Source organism: Candidatus Villigracilis sp. (assembly GCF_057083605.1).
The window spans coordinates 18,469-43,857 of record NZ_JBXMTI010000002.1 but is presented as its reverse complement, the minus strand read 5'-3'; the positions used below and the strand labels follow the sequence as shown (position 1 = coordinate 43,857).

General features: G+C 50.5%; 24 protein-coding genes. 17 read left to right on the top strand and 7 right to left on the bottom strand.

Features of this window, described 5'->3' with window-relative positions; genetic code table 11:
• The 13 genes from AC14M5_RS00530 to AC14M5_RS00470 all read left to right on the top strand — a co-directional run.
• Nucleotides 1-291: ABC transporter permease (locus tag AC14M5_RS00530; RefSeq protein ID WP_484027656.1), on the top strand; the 291-nt coding region annotated here is incomplete at its 5' end.
• 166 nt (nt 292-457) lie between these two features.
• Nucleotides 458-1,423: an NAD(P)-dependent alcohol dehydrogenase gene (locus tag AC14M5_RS00525; RefSeq protein WP_484027655.1), complete on the top strand. Its 966-nt coding sequence runs from the start codon at nt 458-460 to the stop codon at nt 1,421-1,423.
• Between the two features lie 152 nt (nt 1,424-1,575).
• Nucleotides 1,576-4,302 carry a winged helix-turn-helix domain-containing protein gene (locus AC14M5_RS00520; protein ID WP_484027654.1) on the top strand — a complete coding sequence of 909 codons (2,727 nt, stop codon included), beginning with the start codon at nt 1,576-1,578 and terminating at the stop codon, nt 4,300-4,302.
• A gap of 741 nt (nt 4,303-5,043) precedes the next feature.
• Complete coding sequence (locus AC14M5_RS00515; protein WP_484027660.1) at nt 5,044-5,973, top strand: NAD(P)-dependent alcohol dehydrogenase; 930 nt, start codon at nt 5,044-5,046, stop codon at nt 5,971-5,973.
• 132 nt (nt 5,974-6,105) lie between these two features.
• A complete protein-coding gene (locus AC14M5_RS00510; protein WP_484027653.1) occupies nt 6,106-6,633 on the top strand; it encodes a DUF4386 family protein in 528 nt (175 codons plus the stop codon).
• Between the two features lie 38 nt (nt 6,634-6,671).
• On the top strand, nt 6,672-7,496 hold the full coding sequence (locus AC14M5_RS00505; RefSeq protein WP_484027652.1) for a sulfurtransferase: 825 nt from the start codon (nt 6,672-6,674) through the stop codon (nt 7,494-7,496).
• Nucleotides 7,497-7,527: 31 nt separating this feature from the next.
• Nucleotides 7,528-8,247, top strand: a complete 720-nt coding sequence (locus tag AC14M5_RS00500) for a DUF4386 domain-containing protein (protein WP_484027651.1) — start codon at nt 7,528-7,530, stop codon at nt 8,245-8,247.
• A 94-nt stretch (nt 8,248-8,341) separates the two neighbouring features.
• Nucleotides 8,342-8,857, top strand: coding sequence for a CARDB domain-containing protein (locus AC14M5_RS00495; protein ID WP_484027650.1), 516 nt, complete (start codon nt 8,342-8,344; stop codon nt 8,855-8,857).
• A 51-nt stretch (nt 8,858-8,908) separates the two neighbouring features.
• Nucleotides 8,909-9,538: a LysE family translocator gene (locus AC14M5_RS00490; RefSeq protein ID WP_484027649.1), complete on the top strand. Its 630-nt coding sequence runs from the start codon at nt 8,909-8,911 to the stop codon at nt 9,536-9,538.
• A gap of 99 nt (nt 9,539-9,637) precedes the next feature.
• Nucleotides 9,638-9,919: a DUF4386 domain-containing protein gene (locus AC14M5_RS00485; RefSeq protein WP_484027648.1), complete on the top strand. Its 282-nt coding sequence runs from the start codon at nt 9,638-9,640 to the stop codon at nt 9,917-9,919.
• Between the two features lie 48 nt (nt 9,920-9,967).
• Entirely contained in the window at nt 9,968-10,942 is a 975-nt protein-coding gene (locus tag AC14M5_RS00480; RefSeq protein WP_484027647.1) for an NAD(P)-dependent alcohol dehydrogenase, read from the top strand.
• A 102-nt stretch (nt 10,943-11,044) separates the two neighbouring features.
• Nucleotides 11,045-11,428 carry a VOC family protein gene (locus tag AC14M5_RS00475; RefSeq protein WP_484027646.1) on the top strand — a complete coding sequence of 128 codons (384 nt, stop codon included), beginning with the start codon at nt 11,045-11,047 and terminating at the stop codon, nt 11,426-11,428.
• A 272-nt stretch (nt 11,429-11,700) separates the two neighbouring features.
• Entirely contained in the window at nt 11,701-12,369 is a 669-nt protein-coding gene (locus AC14M5_RS00470) for a hypothetical protein (protein ID WP_484027645.1), read from the top strand.
• Nucleotides 12,370-12,502: 133 nt separating this feature from the next.
• Here AC14M5_RS00470 and AC14M5_RS00465 read toward each other — a convergent pair whose 3' ends face one another.
• The gene (locus AC14M5_RS00465; RefSeq protein WP_484027644.1) at nt 12,503-14,860 is read right to left on the bottom strand and encodes a helix-turn-helix domain-containing protein; all 2,358 of its coding nucleotides are present in this window, start codon (nt 14,858-14,860) and stop codon (nt 12,503-12,505) included.
• Nucleotides 14,861-15,026: 166 nt separating this feature from the next.
• On the opposite strand from AC14M5_RS00465, the gene AC14M5_RS00460 reads away from it, so the two are divergent.
• From AC14M5_RS00460 to AC14M5_RS00450, 3 genes are all read left to right on the top strand, one after another.
• A complete protein-coding gene (locus AC14M5_RS00460) occupies nt 15,027-15,353 on the top strand; it encodes a hypothetical protein (protein ID WP_484027643.1) in 327 nt (108 codons plus the stop codon).
• Nucleotides 15,354-15,485: 132 nt separating this feature from the next.
• Nucleotides 15,486-15,983, top strand: coding sequence for a hypothetical protein (locus tag AC14M5_RS00455; protein WP_484027642.1), 498 nt, complete (start codon nt 15,486-15,488; stop codon nt 15,981-15,983).
• Between the two features lie 82 nt (nt 15,984-16,065).
• On the top strand, nt 16,066-16,569 hold the full coding sequence (locus tag AC14M5_RS00450; RefSeq protein WP_484027641.1) for a hypothetical protein: 504 nt from the start codon (nt 16,066-16,068) through the stop codon (nt 16,567-16,569).
• Between the two features lie 574 nt (nt 16,570-17,143).
• On the opposite strand, the gene AC14M5_RS00445 is transcribed toward AC14M5_RS00450, so the two are convergent.
• The 6 genes from AC14M5_RS00445 to AC14M5_RS00420 form a co-directional block, all read right to left on the bottom strand.
• On the bottom strand, nt 17,144-18,115 hold the full coding sequence (locus AC14M5_RS00445) for an N-acetylglucosamine kinase (RefSeq protein ID WP_484027640.1): 972 nt from the start codon (nt 18,113-18,115) through the stop codon (nt 17,144-17,146).
• Between the two features lie 12 nt (nt 18,116-18,127).
• Nucleotides 18,128-19,420 carry a 6-phospho-beta-glucosidase gene (locus tag AC14M5_RS00440; protein WP_484027639.1) on the bottom strand — a complete coding sequence of 431 codons (1,293 nt, stop codon included), beginning with the start codon at nt 19,418-19,420 and terminating at the stop codon, nt 18,128-18,130.
• Between the two features lie 54 nt (nt 19,421-19,474).
• Nucleotides 19,475-20,554: a carbohydrate ABC transporter permease gene (locus AC14M5_RS00435; RefSeq protein ID WP_484027638.1), complete on the bottom strand. Its 1,080-nt coding sequence runs from the start codon at nt 20,552-20,554 to the stop codon at nt 19,475-19,477.
• On the bottom strand, nt 20,551-21,489 hold the full coding sequence (locus AC14M5_RS00430; protein ID WP_484027637.1) for a carbohydrate ABC transporter permease: 939 nt from the start codon (nt 21,487-21,489) through the stop codon (nt 20,551-20,553). The genes AC14M5_RS00435 and AC14M5_RS00430 overlap by 4 nt, the downstream gene beginning before the upstream one ends.
• Nucleotides 21,490-21,560: 71 nt before the next feature.
• Nucleotides 21,561-22,928, bottom strand: a complete 1,368-nt coding sequence (locus AC14M5_RS00425) for an extracellular solute-binding protein (RefSeq protein ID WP_484027636.1) — start codon at nt 22,926-22,928, stop codon at nt 21,561-21,563.
• A 105-nt stretch (nt 22,929-23,033) separates the two neighbouring features.
• Nucleotides 23,034-24,047: a LacI family DNA-binding transcriptional regulator gene (locus AC14M5_RS00420; RefSeq protein WP_484027635.1), complete on the bottom strand. Its 1,014-nt coding sequence runs from the start codon at nt 24,045-24,047 to the stop codon at nt 23,034-23,036.
• 290 nt (nt 24,048-24,337) lie between these two features.
• Between AC14M5_RS00420 and mvaD the strand changes: the two genes are divergently transcribed.
• Complete coding sequence (gene mvaD / locus AC14M5_RS00415; RefSeq protein WP_484027634.1) at nt 24,338-25,306, top strand: diphosphomevalonate decarboxylase; 969 nt, start codon at nt 24,338-24,340, stop codon at nt 25,304-25,306.
• Nucleotides 25,307-25,389: the final 83 nt, after the last annotated feature.

Below are 25,389 nucleotides of genomic sequence, written 5' to 3'. Positions count from 1 at the left end.
GCGGCGACTGCCGGGCTGTCCGCAAGATCGATGGACGGTGCAGTTGCTTTCTCCTATCCGCTGCTCTTCCTGCCGTTTATCAGCTCGGCGTTTGTACCGACCGAGTCGATGCCGACGGCTGTTCGCGCCTTTGCCGAAAACCAGCCGGTGACCCCGATCGTGGACGCCATCCGTGCGCTGCTGTCAAATCAGCCGGTGGGCAATGATATATGGGGCGCGCTTGCGTGGTGCGTCGGGATTATGCTCGTGGCTTATGTCTTTGCGATGAGGACGTATAAAAAACGGGGGTGAAAAACAAATTGTCAACGCACAAGACAAATACACCTTCAGCTAAAAAGCTGAAGGTGTATTTGTCTAATGATCTAATTGTTGCACAGTCCCTTATGGAAACTTTTTGTGATGAAGTGCGTAAACAAAGAATTAGTTTGAAGGCAGCATTTTAGCAATAAGGAGAATCATGAAAGCCATACTATTCACAGAATACGGGCCACCGGATGTTCTTCAACTCAAGGATGTAGAAAAACCTACACCCAAAGACGATGAAATCCTGGTCAAAATTTACGCAGCATCTGTAAACGCTGCTGACTGGCATACCATGCGAGCCGAACCGTTCCTGGCCCGCCTCTCCAATGGATTTTTCAAGCCCAAAAATCCCAGACTTGGCGCAGACCTGGCGGGGCGTGTTGAAGTGGTCGGCAAAAACGTAACGCAATTTCAGGTGGGAGATGATGTGTTCGGTGAATTGCCTTTGGATGGGTTTGGTACTTTCGCAGAATATGTATGCAGCATTGAAGATGCATTGGCGTTGAAACCAGCCAACATGACATTCGAGCAGGCAGCAGCTGTTCCTTTAGCGGCGTTCACTGCTTTGCAGGGTCTGCGTGATAAAGGACAAATTCAGGCCGGACAAAAAGTATTGATCAATGGTACATCTGGTGGTGTGGGTACGTTTGCAGTGCAGATCGCCAAATCGTTCGGGACTGAAGTAACCGGCGTTTGCAGCACAAGCAAACTGGATATAACGCGCTCGATTGGCGCAGACCATGTCATCGATTACACCCAGGAGGATTTTACAAAAAACGGCAAACAATATGATCTGATCTTTGATGCTGTGGGAAATCGTTCGGTGGCAGATTACAAGCGCGCATTAACTCCCAATGGAATTTGTTCCGTCGCCGGGTTTACATCCCTATCACGTTTGTTCCAATTTATACTTTTTGGCGGGAAGCAAGTCGGTTTGATGAAGACAGCGTACTCAAACAAAAAAGATCTGCTTTTTATCAAGGAACTTCTTGAAAGCGGCAAAGTCGTCCCCGTGATCGATAGAGTTTATCCATTAAGTGAGACTGCCGAAGCGATCCGCTACATTGAAGAAGGACACGCCAAAGGAAAAATAGTCATTACTGTGGAACAGAACCACTAAATAAAGGAGTCCTAAAATGGAAGACGTAAACGGATTTGGCGTTGCGGCAGTCGATCAGTCTGACCGGGAAAATTTGATCATGATCGCCAGTCTGCGGCACCTCAAAAAACCGCGTTTTGAATTTTAGAGTATGTTTGTCTTATAATTAATCCATGTCTCTGCCAATTTTAGCCACTAAGCTTTATTTCCCCCCGCCTCGGCTTAAAATTGTCTCACGCCCCCGCCTTATCGAAAGATTGAATGAAGGCCTGCGCCGCAAGCTGACCATGATCTCTGCCCCTGCCGGCTTTGGTAAAACCACGCTGGTCAGCGCCTGGGTTAGCGATTTACGATTGACGATTGACGATTTACGATTGGATGCCGCCAACGAGAGACAAATCGTCAATCCAAAATCCAAAATCGTAAATCAAGTGGCCTGGCTTTCTCTGGACGAAGGGGATAACGACCCTGCACGTTTTCTGACTTACCTTGTAGCTGCTTTGCAAACACTTAAGCCGAATATTGGAGAAGGGGTATTAAGTGCGCTTCAATCTCCACAGCCGCCGCCAACCGAATCGATTCTGACAACCCTGCTCAATGAGATCACTACCATCCCAGATAATTTCATCCTCGTGCTTGACGATTACCACGTGGTTGACAACAACTCTGTTGACATTGCCCTCACCTTTCTGATCGAGCACCTGCCTCCGCAAATGCACCTGGTCATCGTCACGCGTGAAGACCCAGATCTACCCCTGGCCCGCTTACGCGCCCAAGGCCAGTTGACCGAACTGCGAGTCACAGATTTGCGTTTTACCCTCTCCGAAGCCGTTGGGTTTCTCAACCAGGTGATGGGGCTCAACCTCTCGGCAGAAGACATCGCCGCATTGGAAGACCGAACCGAAGGCTGGATTGCCGGCCTCCAATTAGCCGCAATTTCAATGCAGGGGTACAAAGACGTTACCAGCTTCATCAAATCTTTCACAGGCAGCCACCATTTCGTGATGGACTATCTGGTCGAAGAAGTCCTGCACCAGCAGCCTAAAAACATCCAGACCTTCCTGCTTCACACATCTATTCTTGACCGCATGTGCGGTCCGCTTTGCGATGCTGTTCTGCTTGACTCTTCTACGTCCGGGCAGAAAACCCTGGAATATATCGAAAGCGTCAACCTGTTTATCATTCCGTTGGATAACGAGCGGCGTTGGTATCGCTATCATCATCTCTTTGCCGATTTGCTGCGGCAGCGTCTGCATCAAAGCCTCGCCTCAGCCTCAGGGACAGCGGATTCAGATATCCGAGTGAGCGAATTACACATCCGGGCGAGCCAGTGGTATGAAGACAATGGCCTTGACCTTGAAGCCTTTCATCATGCGGCTGCTGGGAATGATATTGAGCGCGCCGAGCGTCTCATTCAAGGCCGGGGAATCCCCCTGCATCTTCGCGGCGCGGTGACCACCATATTAGACTGGCTGGAGTCGCTGCCAACAACTGTGATGAATGCCAGGCCCTCGTTGTGGTGGAGGCATGCCTCGCTGCTGTTGATTAGTGGTCAAACAACCGGCGTGGGAGAAAAACTAGATGCTGCTGAAGCCGCCCTGCAAGGGGTCGAGGCGGACAATAAGACCCGAAGCCTTACCGGACAAATCGCCGCTGCCAGGGCTGTATTGGCTCTCACAAAGTATCAGGCGCCTGTCGTCATTACTGAGTCACGCAGGGCACTTGAGCATTTGCCGCCCGACAACCTGCCTACCCGCGCCAGCGCTAACTGGACGCTGGGGGTTGCCTACCTGTTCCAGGGAGATCGTGCCGCAGCCCGCCAGGCTCTTAATGAATCCATCTCTCTCAGCCAGGCAGGCAGGGCTACCTTCATTACCATATTAGCGACACTCGGCCTGGGCAACGTGCAGGAAGCAGATAACCAGCTGCCTCAAGCGGCGGAGACTTATCAGCGTGTGCTGCAATTGACGGGTGACCAGCCACTTCAGATTATCAACGAAGCGCATCTTGGCCTGGCCCGCATATTCTATGAATGGAATGATCTGGATGCTGCTGAACAGTATGGGCAACAGAGCCTCCACCTGGCGCGGCAATATGAAAGCGTGATTGACCGCTTCATAATCTGCGAGGTGTTTCTTGCCCGCCTCAAACTGACCCAGGGTGATGTGGATGGCGCGGCTGCTATGCTGGCTCAGGCTAATCAGTCCGCGCGCCAGAAGAACTTTGTACATCGCATCCCTGAAGTTGCTGCCGCACAAGTGCTGATCTTGCTTCGCCAGGGCAATTTGGATGCAGCAATGCAACTGGCTCAGACGCACAACCTACCAATCAGCCAGGCGCGGGTACATCTGGCGCAGGGAGACCCACCATCAGCTTTAGCCGTGCTGGAGCCGTTGCGTCAACAGGTAGATGAAAAGAACTGGCAGGATGAACGGCTCAAGCTGATGATCCTACAAGTGGTCGCGTATCATGCGCAGGGCGAAACTGATCGGGCTGTGCAATTGCTGGGTGAGGCGCTGACATTGGCAGAGCCGGGCGGTTTCATCCGTATCTTTGTTGATGAAGGATTGCCGATAGCTCAACTATTGTCCGAAGCAGCTGCCCGTGGGATGATGCCGGACTATGTAGGTAAACTGCTGGCTGCATTTGAAGTTGAGAAATTAAAGAGTCAAGACAAGCCTAACCCATCCTTGGCCCAGCCTTTGACTGAGCCATTGAGTCAACGTGAGTTGGAAGTACTGCAACTCATCGCCCAGGGACTCTCAAACGACGAGATTGGCAAACAGCTTTTTCTGGCACTGGATACTGTTAAAGGGCATAATCGGAAAATCTTTGACAAACTGCAAGTGCAAAGACGCACCGAAGCTGTTGCCCGCGCCCGCGAGCTGGGTTTGCTGTAAAAATACCAAAAATGAACCGCGAAGCCCGCAAAGATCGCGAAGAAAAACTCTAAAACTTAGCGTGCTTAGCACCTGGAATTAGGCCGTTGTGTCACCCTGAAGGAGCGCTTTTCAGCGACTGAAGGGTCTCGAAAGTAAGTCACGAGATGCTTCGCGCCTGAAAAGCGGCGCTCAGCATGACACATTCCCTTATCCATTATTGACGCTAAATTAAAGAATTATTCGCAACGGGGACATAAAGAAATTAACGCTCCCTCTCATTAACACCCAAACAACACCCCAAACAACACTTTCGTGTCTATCTGCTAACACCTTACGCAGATAGACTCCTTGTACATTGAGCAAGTGGCACAGACGCATAAGACGGGCCACATCAAGTACAGGATCATGTCAAACAACCTCAACCCAAACTCTGACCCGAGTCAATCCATGGTCTATCAAATCAAGATCGAAGGCCATCTGAGCCATCAATGGACAGATTGGTTTGACGGCCTGACCATTACTCTGCAAGACAACGGCGATACGCTTCTGACCGGGCCGTTAGTTGACCAGGCCGCGTTGCATGGATTGCTCAAAAAAGTGCGTGACTTGGGAATTCCCCTGCTCTCGGTCAATCGCGTTGGGCCCGGTCAGGCAGGCGTATCAACTGTCAGGCAGAAAATTGAAGCGAAGCTATTCAGAAACTTATCAATATTTCAAAATTTCTTATCGTCAAATCAAAACAACACTGGAGGAATACTCATGAAAGCAATCATATGCACAAAATATGGCCCACCGGAGGTTCTTCAACTCCAAGAGGTGAAAAAACCTGCCCCTAAAAATAATGAAGTGCTCATAAAAATCCGCGCGACAGGAGTGACTGCCAGCGACTGTATCATGCGGCGACTGAATCCTAATGCTCGGAAGCTGAAGGGATTAATGGCCGGCCTGTTGCTGGGTTTTAACAAACCAAGAAATCCCATATTAGGCGGGGTGTTGGCTGGGGATGTTGAATTGGCGGGCAAAAACGTAAAGCAATTCAAAGCAGGCGATCAGGTCTTTGGGTTTACCATCAAATCCGTTTTTCGGCCGCGCTGGGGTGCTTATGCCGAATATATGTGCCTGCCTGAAGATAGTCTAATCGTACTGAAACCGTCCAATGTAACCTATGAGGAAGCCGCCGCAATTCCCTATGGGGGAATGTTAGCCCTGCATTTTCTGAAAAAGGGAAACATCCAAAGCGGGCAAAAAGTTTTGATCTATGGCGCTTCTGGCGCAATTGGTACTGCTGCCGTACAGCTAGCCAAATACTTTGGAGCAACCGTTACCGGGGTTTGCAGCACGACAAATTTGGAACTGGTGAAATCTCTGGGAGCCGATACAGTCATTGACTACACACAAGAGGATTTTACAACGAGAGGCGAACGTTATGACTTTATCTTTAATGCTGTTGGAAAAAGAAAAGCAAAATTACAGTGCGAAAATGCGCTAACGTCGAATGGGAAACATATAACAGTCGATGATGGCAGTCCAAAGTTTCAGTTTGAAGATTTAATTTTACTCAAGGAGCTGGTTGAAGCGGGAAAGATAAAACCGGTTATTGATAGACGCTATCCATTGGAACGGATGGTTGAGGCGCATCGCTATGTTGAGCAGGGACATAAAAAGGGAAATGTCGTCATTACCATATAAAACAAAGCAGATAGACGTTATATGTACTAGACAGTATCGGAAATAATCCGCAGATTTACCCATTCGGGTACGATGTCGCAGGTTGCGCCGATTAAAGAATTTCAATTAAACACACAAAAAGGAGACCAAATCATGAAAAATTCGGAAGCATCACATCGTATATATGCAAGTATCGCCGGTTTCACATTCCTCTTCTACATCATAGCCGGCATCTCCAGTATGGCACTGCCCGACCAGTCACAGGTGGCCGATTTACTCTCCCTGCTCCTAAACTTCTCAGCCTTGGTTCTGGGCGTGACGCTTTACATGATTACGCGCGAGCAAGGACCTGCTCTGGCGCTATTGGCACTGACCTGCCGCATCATGGAAGCCGTCCATGGTGAGAGCGCGATCTTCTTCGCGGTGGGCAGCACACTCTTCTGCTGGCTTCTTCTCCGTGGACGGCTGATTCCCATCGCCCTGGCCTGGTTGGGTCTGGTTGCCTCGGTTCTGCTGGTGGTGATCCTTCCCTTGCAACTCGCCGGACTGTTCGGTGGAGCTATGAGCTGGTCGGCATCGATCACCTGGATTGTGTGGCTGCCAATGTTGGTGTTCGAAGTGACATTCGCGCTGTGGCTGCTCATCAAGGGAGTTGCGGCGCCCAAGACCTCTGCAACCTAATCAACTGAACCAAACAAATTAAGAAAGGAAATTGAACCATGAATCGAGACAGCATATTAATTGAGGCAGATGAACTGCTGAAGAAATTGGCTGAAAATGAAAATATCCGAATCTACGACGCAACAATTACAGATGATATGTATCGGCAGGGGCATATCCCCGGCGCAGTATATTTTGATCATGAGAGATTTTCAGACCTCAACAGCCCTTATTCAATCACGATACTACCTGAAGCCGAGCTTTCTGAGGCAATCGGCAATGCCGGAATTTCCAATGAGGCGGAAGTCATTGTTTATGCGTGTGGAATGCTTCCCTACGCAGTGCGCGCCTGGTGGGTTCTCCATTATGCAGGCCACAATAATGTGCGCGTTCTCAACGGAGGGCTGTCCGCGTGGAAAAATGCCGGGGGAAACATCGAGCAGGCAACCCGTCAGTATGAACCGTCCGTCTTTAAGAGTCGCTTCAGACCCAACATGTTCGCCAGCAAAGAAGAAATTTTGGAATCCATGCAGAATAATGATGTAGCCATAGTTGATGTATTACCGCTCGTGAGCTATGAAGCGTCACACATCCCAGACTCGATTTGCCTCCCATGTATGGATTTGATGCAAGGAGACATGAAACAAGGGTTTGATACCCTCCTGCCCAATGATGTGCTAGCGCTTCGCCTAAAAGAAATGTCGAACTATAAACGCATCATCACCTACTGCGGTGGCGGGATCGCGGCGACAATTAATGCTGTGGCGCACTTAATGACCGGGCATGACAACGTTGCCGTATACGATGGTTCGTTGTATGAGTGGTTGGGAGAAGGCTTGCCGGTAAACGGAACAGGAAAATGGGAAGTCTGGCAGCAAAAATAGCCAAATGGATCGCTAAAAAGGAGAAAATCAAATGACAACGCATACATCTGGAGTATCGCCACAAATCCATTCGCGCACTGCTGGAATACTCTACCTGACGGTCATCGCCGCGGGCATAATTGCCCAGATATTCATCAGCGGCGCGATTGTGGTAAATGGCAACGCTGCGGCTACAGCAATGAACATCCTGAACCAGAAGGACCTGTTCCAATTGGGTTTCACAATCTACCTCATTGAAATGTCCTCCCAAATCGCCATGACCGTACTCTTCTATATCCTGCTTAAGCCGGTAAGCAGGAGTGTCTCTTTGCTGGCGCTGTTCTTTGGACTTGTTGGATGTATCATCAAGACCTTGAGCCGCCTCTTTTATATCGCTCCCCTGCTCGTCCTGGGAGATATTCGTTACCTGAATGTATTTAGCGTCGAGCAGTTGCAGGCGTTGGCGCTCCTCTTGCTTAACGTGAATGATCGTGCCGCCGGAATGGCGCTTCCATTTTTTGGCTTCTCCACCTTTCTTAACGGCTATCTCATTGTCAAATCCACCTTCTGGCCGAAGGTATTGGGAGTGCTTTCGATGATAGGCGGCTTGGGTTGGCTGACCTTCATCTATCCACCGATTGGAAATCAGTTATTGCCCTACATCCTGGTCATCGCCCTTATTGGCAGCATATCGCAAATCCTGTGGCTTCTTATAAAAGGTGTAAATACACAAAGGTGGAAGGAGATGTCCAACTCAGCCATAATTCTCTAAATCAATAAGATTACCCACTCAACGCTCTCTGCATTATGGTTAGTTCGCATCGAATTCCTTGCATATATAATGGATGAAAGGCTTTATAGAGCCCATGAGAAGTCTTGGAATACACAGCGTTCTCGGATTGCTGATTCTCGCGATTGTGGCTTGCGCCCCAAAACCCAAGCCTCCCTTGAATCCAACAGCATCCGAATCTTCGCCTTCTTCACCATTGATCCAGGCGGCAAGCGAATCAGACCGCCCATCACTGCCCGATTTGATCATCAACTTCATGTATCTCGAAATGGAAGGAAGACAAGGTAACTGTGTGAACGCCTATTCACCCTATGAGATTCGTGTACAAATCAAAAATATCGGTTCCGCTAATACCGGGTCTTTCTTTGTCGATTTGAATGGTATTCTCCAAGAGGTGAATTACGGCCTACAAGTTGGTCAATCTATTGAGCTGCATTTCACGGGTACTGCCCCGAGCGGGCAATATGAGGCAACTGCGGATGTAACCAACCAAGTTGTCGAGAGCCGAGAAGCTAATAATATTTTTTCATTTCATGCACCGACCCCAACCCCGCCGCCACTCTGTCTCCCCACAGTTACCGCGACCCCATAAAGTCTCTACCGATTGACAGCGTTACTTGATAGGTATGCAAAATAACAGTTGATGATGATTGACCCAGCCAAATTTGCCTTGTTCGTCGGAGTCTCATGGGCCCTGATCCTTGCCCCGGGTCCTGACATGTTCTATGTAATTACCCGCGGAATGGCTCACGGACGCAGAGCGGGTATAGTGTCCGCAATCGGTGTAGTTTGCGGGATTCTAGTTCACACCACCGCCGCTGCATTTGGGCTAACGCTAATTCTTCAGACTTCGGCCTTCGCTTTTCTTTTAGTTAAGTTTACTGGCGCAGTCTATTTACTTTACCTCGGTATCAAGGCTTGGCGAGATAAGAGCACTTTTAGTCTACAAACACCTGCGCCACTCACGAAGTCCAGTGCGCTCTTCTGGCAAGGCGTTTTATCAAATGTCCTCAATCCGAAAATCGCCATTTTCTTTTTGGCCTTCCTGCCTCAGTTTGTTGATAAAGGAAGCAGCCACATAACATTGCAAATGGTTATTTTGGGAGTAACGTTTGCCTGCTTTGGATTGTGTTTCTTGCTAATCGTTGGATATTCTTCTGGAACAATTGGAAGATGGCTAATGTACCGACCACAATACACTCAATTATTCCAACGTATCGCCGGCAGCATTCTTATTGGCCTGGGACTACAACTAGCATTAACAGAACAATAATCACAATTCGACTAGACAATAAGCCGCAACAGGGCGCGCACGATCATTGGGACTCGTCATGTTGAAAAGGGCATACGATAGGCAAAGTCTTTTCTTAGGTTGCACACTCAGGGACTTAATATCGCCCAGATATTCTGGGGTCTATGGCTATTTCCCATGGGTTATCTAGTCTTCAAGTCGGGTTTCCTCCCCAGAATTCTAGGTATCTTGTTGATGATTGGATGTTTTGGCTATGTCATACAAAGTTTTGCAGCATTTCTCGGTTACAACGTGAGTATTATTTTCTTTACATCCTGGGGGGAACTGTTATTCATCCTATGGCTGTTGATTAAAGGTGTAAACGTCGAACAGTGGGATAAACGTGCGACTGAATCTGCCTGATGTAATCTAAAAATATTCGAATCAAAACAAGCATAAGGAGAGACCTCAATGAAAGCAATTCTACAGACAAAATACGGGCCACCGGAAGTTCTTCAGCTCACAGAGATCGAAAAACCTACCCCGACTGAAAATCAAGTGCTGGTCAAAGTTCATGCGGCATCAGTAAATGCACTCGAGTGGCGGCCCTTCACGATGTCACCGATCTTTATCCGCTTGATGGGTGGGATAGGCGGGCTGCTCAAACCCAAAGACCCGAAGCTCGGCACTGACATCGCTGGGCGGGTTGAGGCAGTTGGCAGCAATGTCACGGAGTTTCAGCCGGGAGATGAGGTATTCGGTGTAGCCTCGGGTGCGTTTGCCGAATATGTGTGTGCCAGTAAAACTAAATTAGCGCTGAAGCCGGCCAATGTATCGTTTGAAGCAGCCGCCGCTGTCCCTGTGGCGGCATTCACCGCGCTTCAGGCTCTTCGTGACAGAGGACAGATTCAGCCAGGGCAAAAGGTTCTTATATATGGGGCGTCTGGCGGCGTGGGTACATTTGCCGTGCAGCTTGCTAAAGCCTTCGGAGCAGAAGTAACTGCCCTATGCAGCCCGCGGAACCTGGATATGGTGCGCTCCATTGGGGCGGACCATATCATTGATTACACGCGAGAAGATTTCACCAAAATTGGTTGGCATTTTGACTTGATTCTGGCCGTTAACGGATACCGCCCGATTCTGGACTACAGGCGCGCATTGAGTCCTGGCGGAATTTGTGTCGTGCTCGGCGGTCCCATGTTTCAAGTTCTCCAAGGGTTAATTCTGGGGCCATTGTTGTCGAGGATCGGAGGCAAGAAAATAGGGTTCTTGTTGGCGCACACAAACCAGAAGGATTTGGTTTTTATGGGAGAGCTTCTTGAAGCCGGTAAAGTCGTACCTGTTATCGATAGATCTTATCCGTTAAGTGAGGTTCCTAAAGCACTGCGGTATCTTATGGAAGAGCACGCCCAGGGGAAAGTTGTTATTGAAGTTCACAAAGGGTAATATTGGCATCAGCTATTCATTGCAGTAATTGGGTCCAATCCGTTATATTGCGGGAAGTTGAGCTCATTCATGCAGGTGATTAGGTCACTCATGGAATCACATATGCCCAAAGCCCACTTCATCCTTTTCGTCAAAGACCAGGCGTACAGCACAGCCTTTTATTCGCGTGTGCTGAATCACGAACCGTCTCTCGATGTGCCCGGCATGACTGAGTTCACCCTATCCAATGATTGCATTTTGGGATTGATGCCGCAATCGGGAATCCAGCGATTGCTGGGTGAACGGCTCCCCGATCCTTCAGTAGGAGATGGAATTCCTCGTGCTGAACTGTACTTGATGGTTGACGCACCACAAACATATCACCAGCGCGCCCTCGATGCTGGCGCAACCGAACTAAGCGAACTGTCCGAACGAGATTGGGGACATCGCGCCGCATACAGCCTCGACCCTGATGGATATGTGTTGGCATTTGCGGAACCGATCTGATATGTTCCAGGGAAGACAACATTTATAATCAGCAACTGAAAGCGATCAAACCAATGGGCGCGTGATCGCTGACGAAAAGCACTCGCCTCTTTCCACCCCTCCACCTGATCCCGTTATCAAAGGCATTTACCTCCTCTGTCAGTGGAGGAAATGCAGATTCGCGCCGCACAGGTTCGAGGTCCAGAAAGAAGCGGAGAAAGTCATTATCACAGCCTGCAACCAGTCCACATCCATTTCGTAGAAAAATCATCAAAGCCAAAGGAGCAAGGATAATGAGACAACAATCCACTGAAAGAGCAATTTACAAGGGAAGCAATTCTGTATACCAGTTCGGGTTTTGGTCTGCCGCGCTGGTGACGTTTGAGACGATTTTGTTTTTCATCTCACTGGTACTGCCGAACGAGAGCTTGATGTTTGCGTCCTCTTTTCTGCTCGCACCGACGTTCGTTGCGATGATGATCGCAATTCATTATTATTCACCCGAAGAGAAGAAAATCTGGAGTCATCTGGGGATTTCGTTCGCGACCATTTACGCCGTGATGTGCGCGCTTAGTTATTACATCCAACTGACCGTGATCCAAAACAACAACCTGCACATGGCGGAAAACGTGCTCCAGCCTTTTGTGTTCATTCCCGGCACGCCATTGTTTGCGCAGGATATGCTCGGGTATGTGTTCATGTGCGCCGCAACGCTCGCGGCGGGATTCGTCTTTTCAGGAGGAAAACTTGAAAGCTGGATCAAATGGCTGTTCATCATGAACGGCGTGTTGTTCATCATCCCCACGCTGGTCATTCCCGCGATCTCCCTGCCTGTCAACGAAGCAGGGACAGAGATCGGCGATAAGGTGGGCATATATGCCAACATGGTTTGGGCGATATACTTTGCAACGGCGGCGAGCCTGGTGACTTTGCTTTTCAAACGGATGGGAGAATCGAGGTAAACGATATGTTCCACTTGCATGAGACCTAGAGCGGGACAGGCTTTACAGCTTGCCCTGTTTTTCACCTAAGCGTCTACCGTGCTGATTGGAAATCTTCGGTTGCCATTTGAAATTCATCTTGTTCAGGGGGCATTTATTCCCCTAACGCCAGGGCGATAGCCTGTTCGGGTGACATCGCGTGGCCTTCCGACCATGCGGACGTATAAACTTCCTCCCCAAGTTGAGTACGCGCCTGGGTAATAGAGGGAGCATAGTCCCTCTGATAGGTCGGGGGGAGCGGCTCGTTGATCGCTTCGCGCCAGGCGAATGCGGCACCCCAAAGACGCGCCGCTCGCTTCGCATCCCCTAGCGCAACGGCAACCAATGCCAGCGCTTCCATGGAGAACGGTGGGCCGAATTTATTTCCTGAACTCAGATACAGGGACAGGGATTCTTTAAACATTCCTGTTGCACGCTTGTAATCAGCGCGCAGACGCGCCACATCCGCCAAACCACCAAGCGACCAACCCATCAGGTAGTCATCCCCCAACTTCTGGGTGAGGCGCAGACTCTCTTCCCAGCTTGTGGCGGCGCGCTCAATATCTCCCATCCTGAACCACGTATCGCCCAACCAGAGGAGTGTGTAGGCGATCCCCCAGCGCTCTCCAGTTGCCCGAAGCAGGCGCAAACTCTCTTCGAGCGACTCTATTGCCTCCTCTTCCTTGCCGTCCCAGTGAAGGCTTGCACCCAGGTCAGCAAGCACTAAGCCTGCACCTTGGTTGTCTCCAATTTCTCGATATAACTTAATGCTTGATTCTGCAAAGGCTCTGGCTCGAGTGTAATCGCCTGTACCTGTTGATAGGATGGATGATGCGCGCAGCGCTTTCGCTCTCTCCTTTCCCTGGTTGCCGATGCCAGATGCAAGGATTTTCTCCAGCCATAGGTTGCCTTCGCTTAAATGACCCTTACCGTGCCAGAACCATGCCAGCGCCCCTGCCAATTTCAGTCCCGCTTCGACTTGATTGCTTTCAAGCGACCATGCCAACGCGACCCGCAAGTTATCATGGTCCAACTCCAATCGATTCTTCCAGTCCTGTTGCACGGCGCCAAATAAGTACGGCTCTGCCTCCTCCGCGACGCGGAGGTAGTAATTAAGATGACGATCTTGAATCAAGTTCGATCCTCTGGTCTCATTCAGTTTATCTCTGGCATACTGACGGATTGGCTCAAGAAACCGATAACGTGGTTGATCTTGCTGTTCGACGAGCAGCAGTGATTTGTCCACGAGGCGTGAAAGCGCATCGAGAATTGATTGATTTGAATCCAGTAGCGCCACCGATTCGAGCGCATCCAATGTAAAACCACCAACAAAGACCGAAAGCTGCCGAAAAAGTTCTCTTTCCGTTTGTGTCAGCAGCTCATGGCTCCAATCGAGGGTCGCGCGCAATGTTTGTTGTCGTGAGGGCGCGATTCGACTACCGCTGGTTAACAATGCGAAACGGTCATCGAGCCGTGCAGCGATTTGCTCTATGGATAACGTCTTGACGCGCGCGGCAATCAGTTCGATGGCTAATGGCAATCCATCGAGTTGTGAGCAGATGGATGCGACGGCCCGGATGTTTTCGGCGTTCAGTGCAAAATCGGAACGAGCTGCGCGGGCACGCTCGGCAAACAACACCAGAGCTGGAAACTCCGAAACGGTTTCTACGTCAACGATGGAGTGCTCTTTTGGCATATCCAGTGCAGGTACCGAATAAAGCCATTCTCCAGGGATTCCTAGCGCTTCGCGGCTGGTGGTGAGGATTTTTAAGCGGGAGCAGGCTGAAAGGAGGGAGGCGACGAGTGGAGCTACATCTTCGATGAGGTGCTCGCAGTTATCCAACACAAGCAGAATTCGTTTGTTTCCGATGCCCTCCATGAGACGTTTCTCGGCAGGCAAGTCACTTTTTTCAACATACCCAAGCGCTTGTGCAATGGCAGAAGGTATCAAGGATGGCTGATCCAGCGGAGCCAGCGCGACAAAGAAAACACCATCGGAGAACTCGGCCGGTGACTCCCTCGCTGACGCGATACTCAAGCGCGTCTTCCCGATTCCCGGCGCGCCGATCAAGGTGACCAGGCGGATATCTGGATTGGTCAAATAGTCCTGGACAGCCGCAATATCCTTATCCCGTCCAATTAAGGAAGTAAAGGTTGCCGGCAAATTCGAACGGGGATGTTGGGGAATTTCTGGTGTTAAGACGCGCCAGGGGGCCTCTTCGTCCCCCAGGCTGGGAGCAGAACTCCAGTCGCCGCGCGCAAACCGCAAAAAGGCTGTTCTTTCAGTTGTGGGAATCTTGAAGATTTCAGCCAGAAGTTCGGCGATCTGTGCGGAGGGACGCCGTACTTCATCTTCAACTTTGCGAATGGTTGATACGGAACACCCGACGCGATCAGCCAGAGCTTCGCGGGTGAGATCAAGCGCCTTTCTCTTGAGCCTGAGCCAGTAGCCAAAAGAATGTTGTTCTTGCATCATTTTCCAAATAAACAGGTTCGCTTCAGATTACGAATAAGTGTCACTTTTTGTGACATTTTTTGTCACCAAATCGGAAGAACAATTTGCTAAAGTATGGGCATATTAGAGACCAACTCGGGTTTCTGAAAACATTATAACTTGTTGAACCAAAAAGGAGATCAAAATGTATACCAATCGTTTCATTCGCCTGCTCATTGCCGTTTCGCTGTTAGCTATGGTTGTTCTGGTCGTCCGGGAAGTTAGCGCTTCCATGTCCCTTGTCGCCAATGTGGACTCTGCCACCCGTTCTTACACCACGTGGGCTAAGGCAGCCGAAGCAGAAGCCAGCACGGTGGATTCCGCTACCCGCTCTTATATTGCGCAAGCGAAAGCGGTGGCCTGCACTGTGGATGCCACCGACGGCCTTAACCTTGACTCCGCGACCCGGTCCTATACCGCTTGGGGATTAGCATTACAGGCGAAGAATGATATTGGAGCCTTGTGTCGCTAGCTGTCCACCGTATTGATCATCGGGACGTGCCCGCTCACTCCTTTCTTCTCCTCCCGAGCACACGTCGACAACCCTGCACTGGTAATAAGCCAGTGCAGGGATTGAAAAAGTTTTCCATGAACGGAGATCAAAATGTATACCAATCGTTTGTTCCATTTGTTAATAGTTACTGTATTGCTTGTGATTACCGCTTGTGCGCCACAAGTCGAACCGGCGGCAACAGCCGCGCCAGCAGATACAGCCACACTTGCGCCCACGAGTACATCAACAGTTGCGCCAACGGCGACTGTTCAGCCGACTAAAACGGCAACGAAAATCCCAGTCTACCTGCCCTTTCAAACCGGGAAATATGTATCTGGGAGTGACCCAAGTTCGTATTTCACTTTCAGTGAGGATGGGAGGTGGGCTCATTATCTCGGCGGCACTCTTGCGAATTCAGGCACATACCGCGTGGAAGGCGATCTCTATTTCCAACTCACGAATACCGTCTTGGGTTGTTCCTCCACGAGTTTCAAATACACATTTGATGGCAAGTACCTAAAGTTTCAACTGACCGAGGAGAGCAAAAATGACACTTGTGGCGACAGGAAAGGTTTTTACAACAATAAAACGTACAAACTTGCACCATAGCGCGATGTCAATTGCCCCACACTGGCTGACCTGGTGTGGGGCGTGAAGAAAGAATTTTCGAATGAAATCGAAGGAGATCGAAATGTTTGCCCATCGACTGTTCCATCTGTTGATTGTGATCGGGTTACTTACCATTACATCCTGTGCTCCGCAGGCTGAACCGACGATAACAACGAACCCGACCGTTATTCCAACCGCTCCAGCAACGATTGCACCGACAGTTACAACGGCTCCAACAGTCATACCGTCCGTTACGCCAACCGCCGTGCCGACAGAAGTAGGAAGTTTTCCCATCGGAAAGTTTGTGTTTCCGAATGACCCAACTTTATATTACACTTTTAGTAAGGAAGGCAGGTGGGCTCAGGGTGCTGAAGGGCAATTGGCTTTCGCCACAGGCACATATCGTGTGGAAGGCGATATCTATTTCCAACTCACGAATAGCCATGGTTGTCCCTCCACAAGTTTCAAATACACCTTTGACGGCACGTACCTCAAGTTTCAATTGACCGATGAGAGCCGGAATGACCAAGTATGCCCCGACCGGAACGGGTTTTATGACAATGCCACCTACATATTTTCACCGTAACGGTAAAAGTATAAGTGGCTTCTAAGTCCCGCCGCTGAAATCAGCGGCGGGACTTCTTATTCCAAAGAAACACACTAAATCCGCGCTAGAAAATACGCTCACGGATGGTAGCTGGCTAAATTGGCATTGCACGCGAAGAATGATATTGGAGCCTTGTGTCGCTAGCTGCTCACCGTTTTGCTCATCGGGACGTGTTCGCTCCTTTCTTCTCCTCCCGAACACATGTCGACAGCTCTGCACTGGCCCATTGCCGGTGCAGGGTTTGAAAAAACAATATGCTCGGCGTGGGTCTTTGATCCCGCCGAGCTTTTATCATGAACGTTGTTCTTTACGAATACACTAGTGGTATCATCGCCCCATGACTACAGCCACCGCTCAGGCATTTTCCAATATTGCGTTTATCAAGTAGTCACACTAGAAACTCGATTGAACTAACCGCAAGGCTTGTTTTGAGACCAGAACTACCCGCCAGGGTCTGTGCGGCGCTCATGTGGAATCACACCCAATAATTTCACTGGTTGGAGCCGGTCAGAGACTGCGTTGAACCAATCTGATTCCATTTTCGATTGCTTTTTTATTTCACAATTTCTTTCGCAGTCCGAACTATTAAGTCTCGAACAGCATATCCATCAAAATCTGCCTGCTCCATTCCAAGGACGACAGCTCCCACAACAGGCGGACCATCGAGTCGTTTCAATATTGCCCTGGGGCAATATTTGAGAACGACCTGACTCATCGGATCTGTGATGAACTCCCCTGCTTCAAAAACGCTGCCCGATTGAATGATTTCGACTTCATCGTTCTCCATTTCGATCTGACGTGCCACCGCAACCGCCAGCCAACCCAACTCTTCGCCTGCCCATCGAACGATCTCACGTGCGACAATATCTCCTTCACGCGCAAGGCGAATAACTTCAACCGCCAGAAACGGGGCGAGATGATAATAATCGGTTGAGAAGCCCTCCATCAATTCCAATTCATTCTTTGCGCCTGTATATTCAAGCAGCAATTTTGTCAGCGCGGTGGGGGGCCCACGTTGGATCCATGCGTAGTTGATCATTTGAAGCGCCTTCGCCGCAATCTCGATCCCGCCCCCATATTCCCCGAAAGTCTCGCCATTGCCCACGATACGGCCTTCCTTGCCAGCCTTGTTCTTTCCCCGGCAATTATTGGATGACCCTGCCGTTACATTGACTCCGATGCCACGCGTCGCACCCGCCAGCAAACCATTAACGCCATCGTTGACCACTTCAACAGCGCCGGCCAACTTCAACGATGAGATCGCATTCAAATGAGGTTGCCTATCCGATGGGAAATCGCATCCTGACACGCCGAAGCCTGCTCCAACGATTTGGGCCTTCTCCACCCCGCACATTTGACTGGCCGCCTCGAACGATTTTCGCACCACATCTTCAAAGCCAGCGTAACCGACGCTCTGGTGATTTCCTCCGCCGGCGCTGCCAAAACCGACACAACGACCCGTTTCATCCACGATCAGCGCGTGGGTCTTTGAAGAACCCACATCCATGCCCAGAAAATATTTCATAACTGATTCCCATTAGTCATGGAACTGAGGCAACCATTGTTGGTTTGTTTCGAGCATGTCTTCCAAAACTGCATCCACCTGATCAGCCTGCGGGCCGAGCGGATGTGTCAACAATGCCTGGTAGGCAGCATTCCTGTCTCCATGCACGGCGGCTTCAACGGTGAGCAGTTCGTACATCTTGATTTGAGAAAGGAGTCCGAAGCAGGCAGCAGGCAACGGGTCTGTGCGAAGCGGGTGGATTCCTTTTTTATCCACTCTGGCAGGGAGTTCCAATACCCAGTCTGAGGGCCATTCTTTCACCGCGCCATTGTTACGGACATTGACAACATGCGTCTGTCCAAGATCGTTGTAGTGCGAGTTGATCAGTTGTGTGGCAAGCGTCGAGTAGTAGGCGCCGCCGCGTTTCATTAGGTCCGCAGGCGGTTCGGTGAGATCAGGGTTAGCGTAATCACGGAGCAAGGCCTTTTCAATCTCCATCACCTCCTCGGCGCGTGAAGGCGGCCAATCCCTTTGCTCATCCAGTTTTTTGTTTGTGTAATAAAAATACTGAAGATAATAATTTGGAATCATTCCAAGCGATTCCAACGTCTGAATATCCCACTCGGGGTCTTTTTCGTTGCTTATCTCTGCCATATAGGCAGGAAAGACCAGGGGCCACATTTCCTCCCCTTCGATTGTAAAACCGCGATGCCAGGTGAGATGATTCAGTCCGAGCGTGTTCAACATGGCATTGTTATTATCAAATGTTTTGCCTGTGGTTTTTTCCAGGCCTTCAAGAATGTTCATTTTCGTAGTGATACCGACATTGCACACCCCCACGGCAAAGACGTCCGGCGCATAACGTGTGAGTGCCTCCGTGACCAGGCCAGCGGGGTTGGTAAAGTTCGCAAGCAATGCGCCCGGCGCAGCTTCACGAACATCTTTCGCAATATCAAGAATCACGGGGATGGTGCGCAGCGCCTTTGCCATGCCACCGACACCCGTGGTTTCCTGCCCGATCAGGCCATGCCGCAAGCCCAGATATTCATCGCCGCGCCGGGCGGGCATCCGGCCAACGCGCAGTTGCGTCGTCACATACGAGGCGCCGGCAATCGCCTCACGCTGATTGAGCGAGAGCATAACCTTGAAGGGTTGGCCCTTGGCCTTCACCATCCGCTGTGCAAACCCGCCAACGATCTCCAGCCGCTCCTTGTCAATGTCCATAAGCCAGAGTTCCTTGAGGGGCAGTGAATCTACCCTGGCGAGAAACCCGTTCACGAGTTCGGGGGTATAAGTGGAACCCCCGCCAACGACTGCTATTTTCATAAGTTCATAACCTTTCCCGCAACCCTATCAGCATAATATTTTGAATGACTGTCTTTATCCTTTGATACCGGATACCACCACACCCTGGATGAAGAGTCTCTGCGCGAAAAAGAACAGCAGGACAGGTGGAATGAGCATCAACACCGAGGCCGCCATCAGTAAATGGCTCTGCTTCGTAAAGATCGCGTTGAAAGCTTGCAACCCCAGAGCCACGGTCCAGTTCCTTTCGCTTTGCAGGTAGATCAGCGGTGCGTAAAAGTCATTCCAGGCATAGAGCACGCTGAAGATGGTCACGGTCGCGATGACCGGATAGGACTGCGGGATGATTACATGCCACAGGATCTGCAGCGGCCCGGCGCCATCAATGCGCGCAGCGTCATCCAATTCGGTGGGCAGGGTCATGAAGAATTGACGCAACAGGAACACATCCCAGGCATTTGCGAAGAAAGCAGGAATGATCAAGGGATAGAGGGTGTCGTACCATCCAATTTGCTTGAATAAAATAAAAGTTGGGATAAGCGTTACCTGTGGAGGCAGCATGACTGTGGAAAGCAGAATGAGAAAGAGGATATTCAAACCTTTCGCGCGGAAACGAGCAAAGCCGTAAGCTACCAATACGCAGGAGATCAATGTGCCCAGGGTGCCAAATACCACAATAATCATGGTATTGAGCAAATAATGAGAGAATGGCACCTTGGTTACTGCCAATACAAAATTTTCCCAATGGAAGTAAACGCGTGTGGCACGTGCTCCTGAAGCGACCGGTAATTGGTATTGTTCTGCGGGATCCTCCGGATTCACGAAGATGCCCATACTGCCTTCTTTATTTACAAGGGCAAGTTGTCGCAGAACACCATTCGCTTCTATGTTATAGAGGAATACATCCTTTCCATTTATTGGAACCTTAATCTGTTCCGTTGGGATCCACTGCGGAGGGTCCGTGTTTACGGCATCCTGACTTTTAAGCGCAGATATCATCATCCAGACAAGTGGAGTTACCACCACTACCATCCCGATGAATAATATGATCAGCACAATGATCCGATTGATCAGATCCCGCGCTTTTATTCCCACCCTCGCAATTGACCCTTTGACCGGGCGCGCAGCTATCCCTTCGAGAGGCTGAGTACTCATTTGCGAAGCTCCCCTTCATAATAGACCCATAATGCCGAACTACGAAAGACCAGCAGGGTCAGCACCAGGACAATAATAAATAATACCCACGCCAGGGCGGAGGCATAGCCCATATTCAGGTAACGGAAGGCGTTGCTGTATAGATAGACATTGTAGAAAAGCGTGGACTCGGCTGGCCCCCCCAGGCCGGTATCAGCCGTTGCCGTGATCACATAGACTTCTGTGAAATATTGAAAGGTTCCAACAATTCCGATTACCAGATTGTAGAAGATGACGGGCGACATCAACGGGATCGTTATATAAACCAATCGTTGCCAGGCGTTGGCCCCGTCCAGTTCCGCGGCTTCATACAGGGCCGTCGGAATGCTTTGCAAGCCGGAGAGGTAGATGATCATGCCGCCCCCGACGCTCCAAAGACTCATGATGATCAAGGCCGGCACAGCCCAATCCGGGCTGGCAAGCCAACCCGGTCCGTCTATGCCAACCAGGCTTAGAAGCCAGTTTAGGATGCCGAAGCGCGGGTTGAAGATCAGACTCCACAAAATGGCAACAGCCACACCTGCGATGACAGACGGCAGGTAATATACGGTGCGCCAGAATGAAACGCCGGGCACCTTCTGGTTGAGGAGAAGGGCTAATACAAATCCGAAAATGAGATTGAGCGGGATCGCGACAAGCGCAAACTTGACGGTCACACCAAGGGAATGCCAGAATTTGGGATCAGCTGTGAAGAGTTTTATGTAATTATCGAACCGAATAAAGACCGGTGCAGTTGTGATGTTGTAGCTGGTCAAAGATAAAATCAGTGAGGCGATCATGGGTCCCAGTGTAAAAATAACGAACCCGATCAGCCAGGGAGCGATGAAGGCATAGCCCCAAAGAGCTTCCCGCCGGCGTAAACTCATGGGTTGGGGTACTGATCTTGTGACTTTCACAATCTCGCTCCTCAAGTATGGATATCGAGTCTCCTCGAAAGGAGACTCGATTTAAGTAATCTCATTGGGCTTTACTGCGCGGCCCAATACTCGTCCAGATAGCCCTGGGCTTCTGCGTCCAGCGCATCCATTGTGGCCTGAACATCGGCGGTTCCGTCGGTCCTAAGAATGTCTGCTGCGTTTTCGGTTGCGTCCCATACCTTTTGGTAATTGGGCACCCACTCTTCGTTGTTCGGCGATGCGTCCATGTATTGGATCGAGTCCACGAACAGTTGGAAATTAACGTTTGGATAGTCTGCTGACATATCCGTCAGCCAGCCCTCAGCCAGCGACTGGCGGGCAGGCATGCAGCCGAGAATTCCACAAACCCGCGCCAGCATTTCAGGTTCAACCAGCCATTTCGCAACTTCCCATGCCTGCCTGGGATTCTTGGAATGAGAGGAAATTGCAAAGGTATCCGCGTTGGTGGGAGAGACAATATCCCCACTGGGTCCGGCCGGAATGGGCGCAACGTTCCAATTGAAATTATTAAATGTGGGATAGGCATAAGCCATCCAGCTGAAGCACTCCCACATTGCGGTTGCTCCGCCTTCAAAGGGATTATCGGCACCGCCAAATGATGAACTCAGTTCTTCGCTGGTGGGGCTAACATGCGTTTCCCAGATCGCATCGTGGAGGAATTGGGCCCCTTCCAGGTAACCGCCGGTATTCATCTCGGCCGTCTTATATTCGGCATCCATACCCAAAGGATTGCCGCCGAATTTTCCGGGTATCGTGCGGAACGGGCCGCACCAACCGCCCCAGCCCCACTGGGTAATTTTTGCGGGATCGAAATCCGCAGAGTTTGGATCATTGCCGTTTTCGTCGAGGGTGAGGGACTTGGCCAGTTCCACCTGCTGATCGTAGGTCCAGTTGGAATCGCCATATGCAGAGGGCGGGTACGCGAGCCCTGCTTTATCGAAGAGGTCTTCGTTATAAAACACGACCGAAGGATACACACCAAGAGGCACACCGATGGTCTTGTCCGGATATTGGAGCAGGTCCACCGCGGGGCCATAGAAATCACTCGTATCGTAGGCATCCTCTTTGATGAAAGGCGCCACATCCACCCACTCATCATAGAACTCGGCAATTCCCTGGATGCCGATCGGGAAAGCAAGATCGGGAGCCAGGTCTCCTGCAAGAAGGGTTGAGAACTTGGCTGCATGTTCCTCCCAGGTGGAGAATGTAAACTCCATCTGGATATCGGTATGGCTGCTGTTATATTCGGACGCAATTTTGTTCAAGGCTTCCATTGAATCAGGGTCGCTGCCTGCCCCGAAGCCGACGAAAACTGTGATCTTGACCGGTCCCTGCGAGGCCGGCGCTCCGCCACACGCGACCAACACCATGGAAACCATCGAGAACAACGCCAACAACTTGAACAGTTTGTTTTTCATTTTCTCCTCCGAAGAAATAGAATGGTTTGATACGATTTATTCCAGGCTCTCTTTTTTTGATTCACCTCCGTGTGGATGACGGCTGGTTATTTGAAGTGAAGCCTTCTATGACTTGCATCCGCACGACTCGCGGATTACCAGCTCGGTGCGCATCAGGGTCAAGGCCTGGGCCTGTTTGCCGTTCAATAAATTCAACATCTGGCGGACGGCTTCACGGCCCACCTCTTCAATCGGCGCACGGATCGTTGTCAGCGCGGGGGAAACGTATCGGGCAAATTGAACGTCGTCGAAACCGACAACAGCTACATCGTGTGGAACGACGCGGCCCGCTAGTTTCAAGGCACGGTATACGCCGATGGCCGCATCATCGTCGCCCGCAAAGACCGCATCGAACTCAACTCCATCCCTCATTAGTTGTTGCATTGCAGCAAAAGCGGCTTCCTCGTCAAAACCGCCTGAGGCCACCAGGTTTTCATCGAATGAAATGCCGTGCGAGTCGAGCGCATCACGATATCCACGTTCGCGCCATGCCGAATCTTCATGGCCTGCTGACCCGCGCAAGAAAACAATTCGACGGCGTCCGTGCTGTTCGATCAAGTGACTGACCAGCATTTCAGCGCCGGCTTTGTTTTCAATGGTGATTACAGGAATGTTCATTCCATCAGGTGGAGTTTCATGCAGGAGGACAAGGGGGAAGTTGATGTTGTACAGCCGCTGCAGTTCCTCGGGCTCGAGACTGGCAGCAAAGACCAGCAGACCATCCGTATTGTGTTCGCCTATGGGCTTGCGCCCTTTGGGGTGCCGACTGTCGGTGGAATAGACCAGCAGTTCGTATCTCTCGGAGTGCAGCTGTGCCTCGATTCCCTTCAGAAGGTGAGGAAAGAACGCGCCGCTGATTTCCGAAAAGACAAGCCCGATCGTATTCGATTTTCGGCTGGCGAGGACTCGCGCGGCGGAACGCGGCACGAATCGTAATTCTTCCATTGCGAGGCGCACCCGTTCAGCCTTTTCATTCTGTACCGGGGTCGTGCCATTGAGCACGCGGCTGACTGTCGCAATAGAAACTTGAGCACGTTCGGCCACATCGGTGATTGTGGCAGGGTGAGATTTTAGGGACATTTAGCCTTCTTGAAAACGCTTTCAGAAAGCGTTTTCAAGAGTATACAGAGAATCAACTAGTAAGTCAATGGTTTTATGAAACTCAAACGAAAATTCTGTGCCGACCCATCGCCTGGTGCAGAGTCTGGCTTTCGGTCAACACACTCAAATGAGTTTGAAGATTCGATGATTGGTGCCCGGAAAAAACCGAACCGGCCCATCCCCCGACTCATCTGCGAGCCAATTATTCAACGCACATATCCGCCTTGCGCGAAATGTCAGTATATTGATAGTGATGGTATCATCGCCCCATGACCACAGCCACTGCTCAAGCAAATGCCAATATTGCCTTCATTAAATACTGGGGCAATCGTGATAACACTTTACGACTCCCTGCCAACGGTTCGATCTCAATGAACCTGGATGGACTCTTCACGCGCACTACAGTCAGCTTTCAGCCATCCTTGCCATTTGACGAGTTGATCATCAATGGTCATGCGGTGATGGGCAAAGGGCTGGAGCGAATTTCCTATATTCTTGACCTGGTGCGTATGATGGCGGGGATTGAGATGAATGCGGAAGTGATGAGCGAAAATAATTTTCCCTCAGGCGCGGGGATCGCCTCATCGGCGGCGGCGTTTGCGGCACTGGCACTCGCTTCTTCCCGCGCCGCAGGCTTGACTCTATCCGAAGCGCAGTTATCCAGGCTGGCAAGGCGCGGATCAGGCTCCGCTTCGCGCTCCATCCCTGCCGGGTTTGTAGAATGGCAAGCAGGAACAAACGAAGAAGATTCTTTTGCTTTTTCCATTGCTCCCGTGGATCATTGGAATTTGGTGGACTGTGTTGCAATCGTGAATGCTTCACATAAAAAAACTGGCTCCACAGAAGGCCACGCTATCGCAGGGACAAGTCCACTGCAAAACGCACGCGTGGAAGATGCTCCGCGCAGGTTGGAGATTTGCCGTAACGCGATCCTCAACAAAGACTTTGATACATTCGCAAATATCATCGAGCATGATTCAGATATGATGCACGCGGTGATGATGACATCCACTCCGCCATTGATGTACTGGCAGGCTGCAACTGTCAATATTTTTCATGAAGTACGAGAATGGCGCAATAAAGGACTCCCTGTTGCGTATACAGTGGATGCGGGCGCAAATGTCCACGTGATATGTTTGGGGGATTCTGCCAAAGAGGTGGAGAAACGCTTGCGCGAGTTGCCTGGGGTTAGTGATGTGCTTGTTGCAGGAGTCGGCGGGGCGGCGAAGATCGTTTGATCCACAGACATCGTACTCGTAAGGGTATTACACAGATTGGGCAGATTTTTTATAAAATAATCCTCGTAATCTGCTCAATCTGC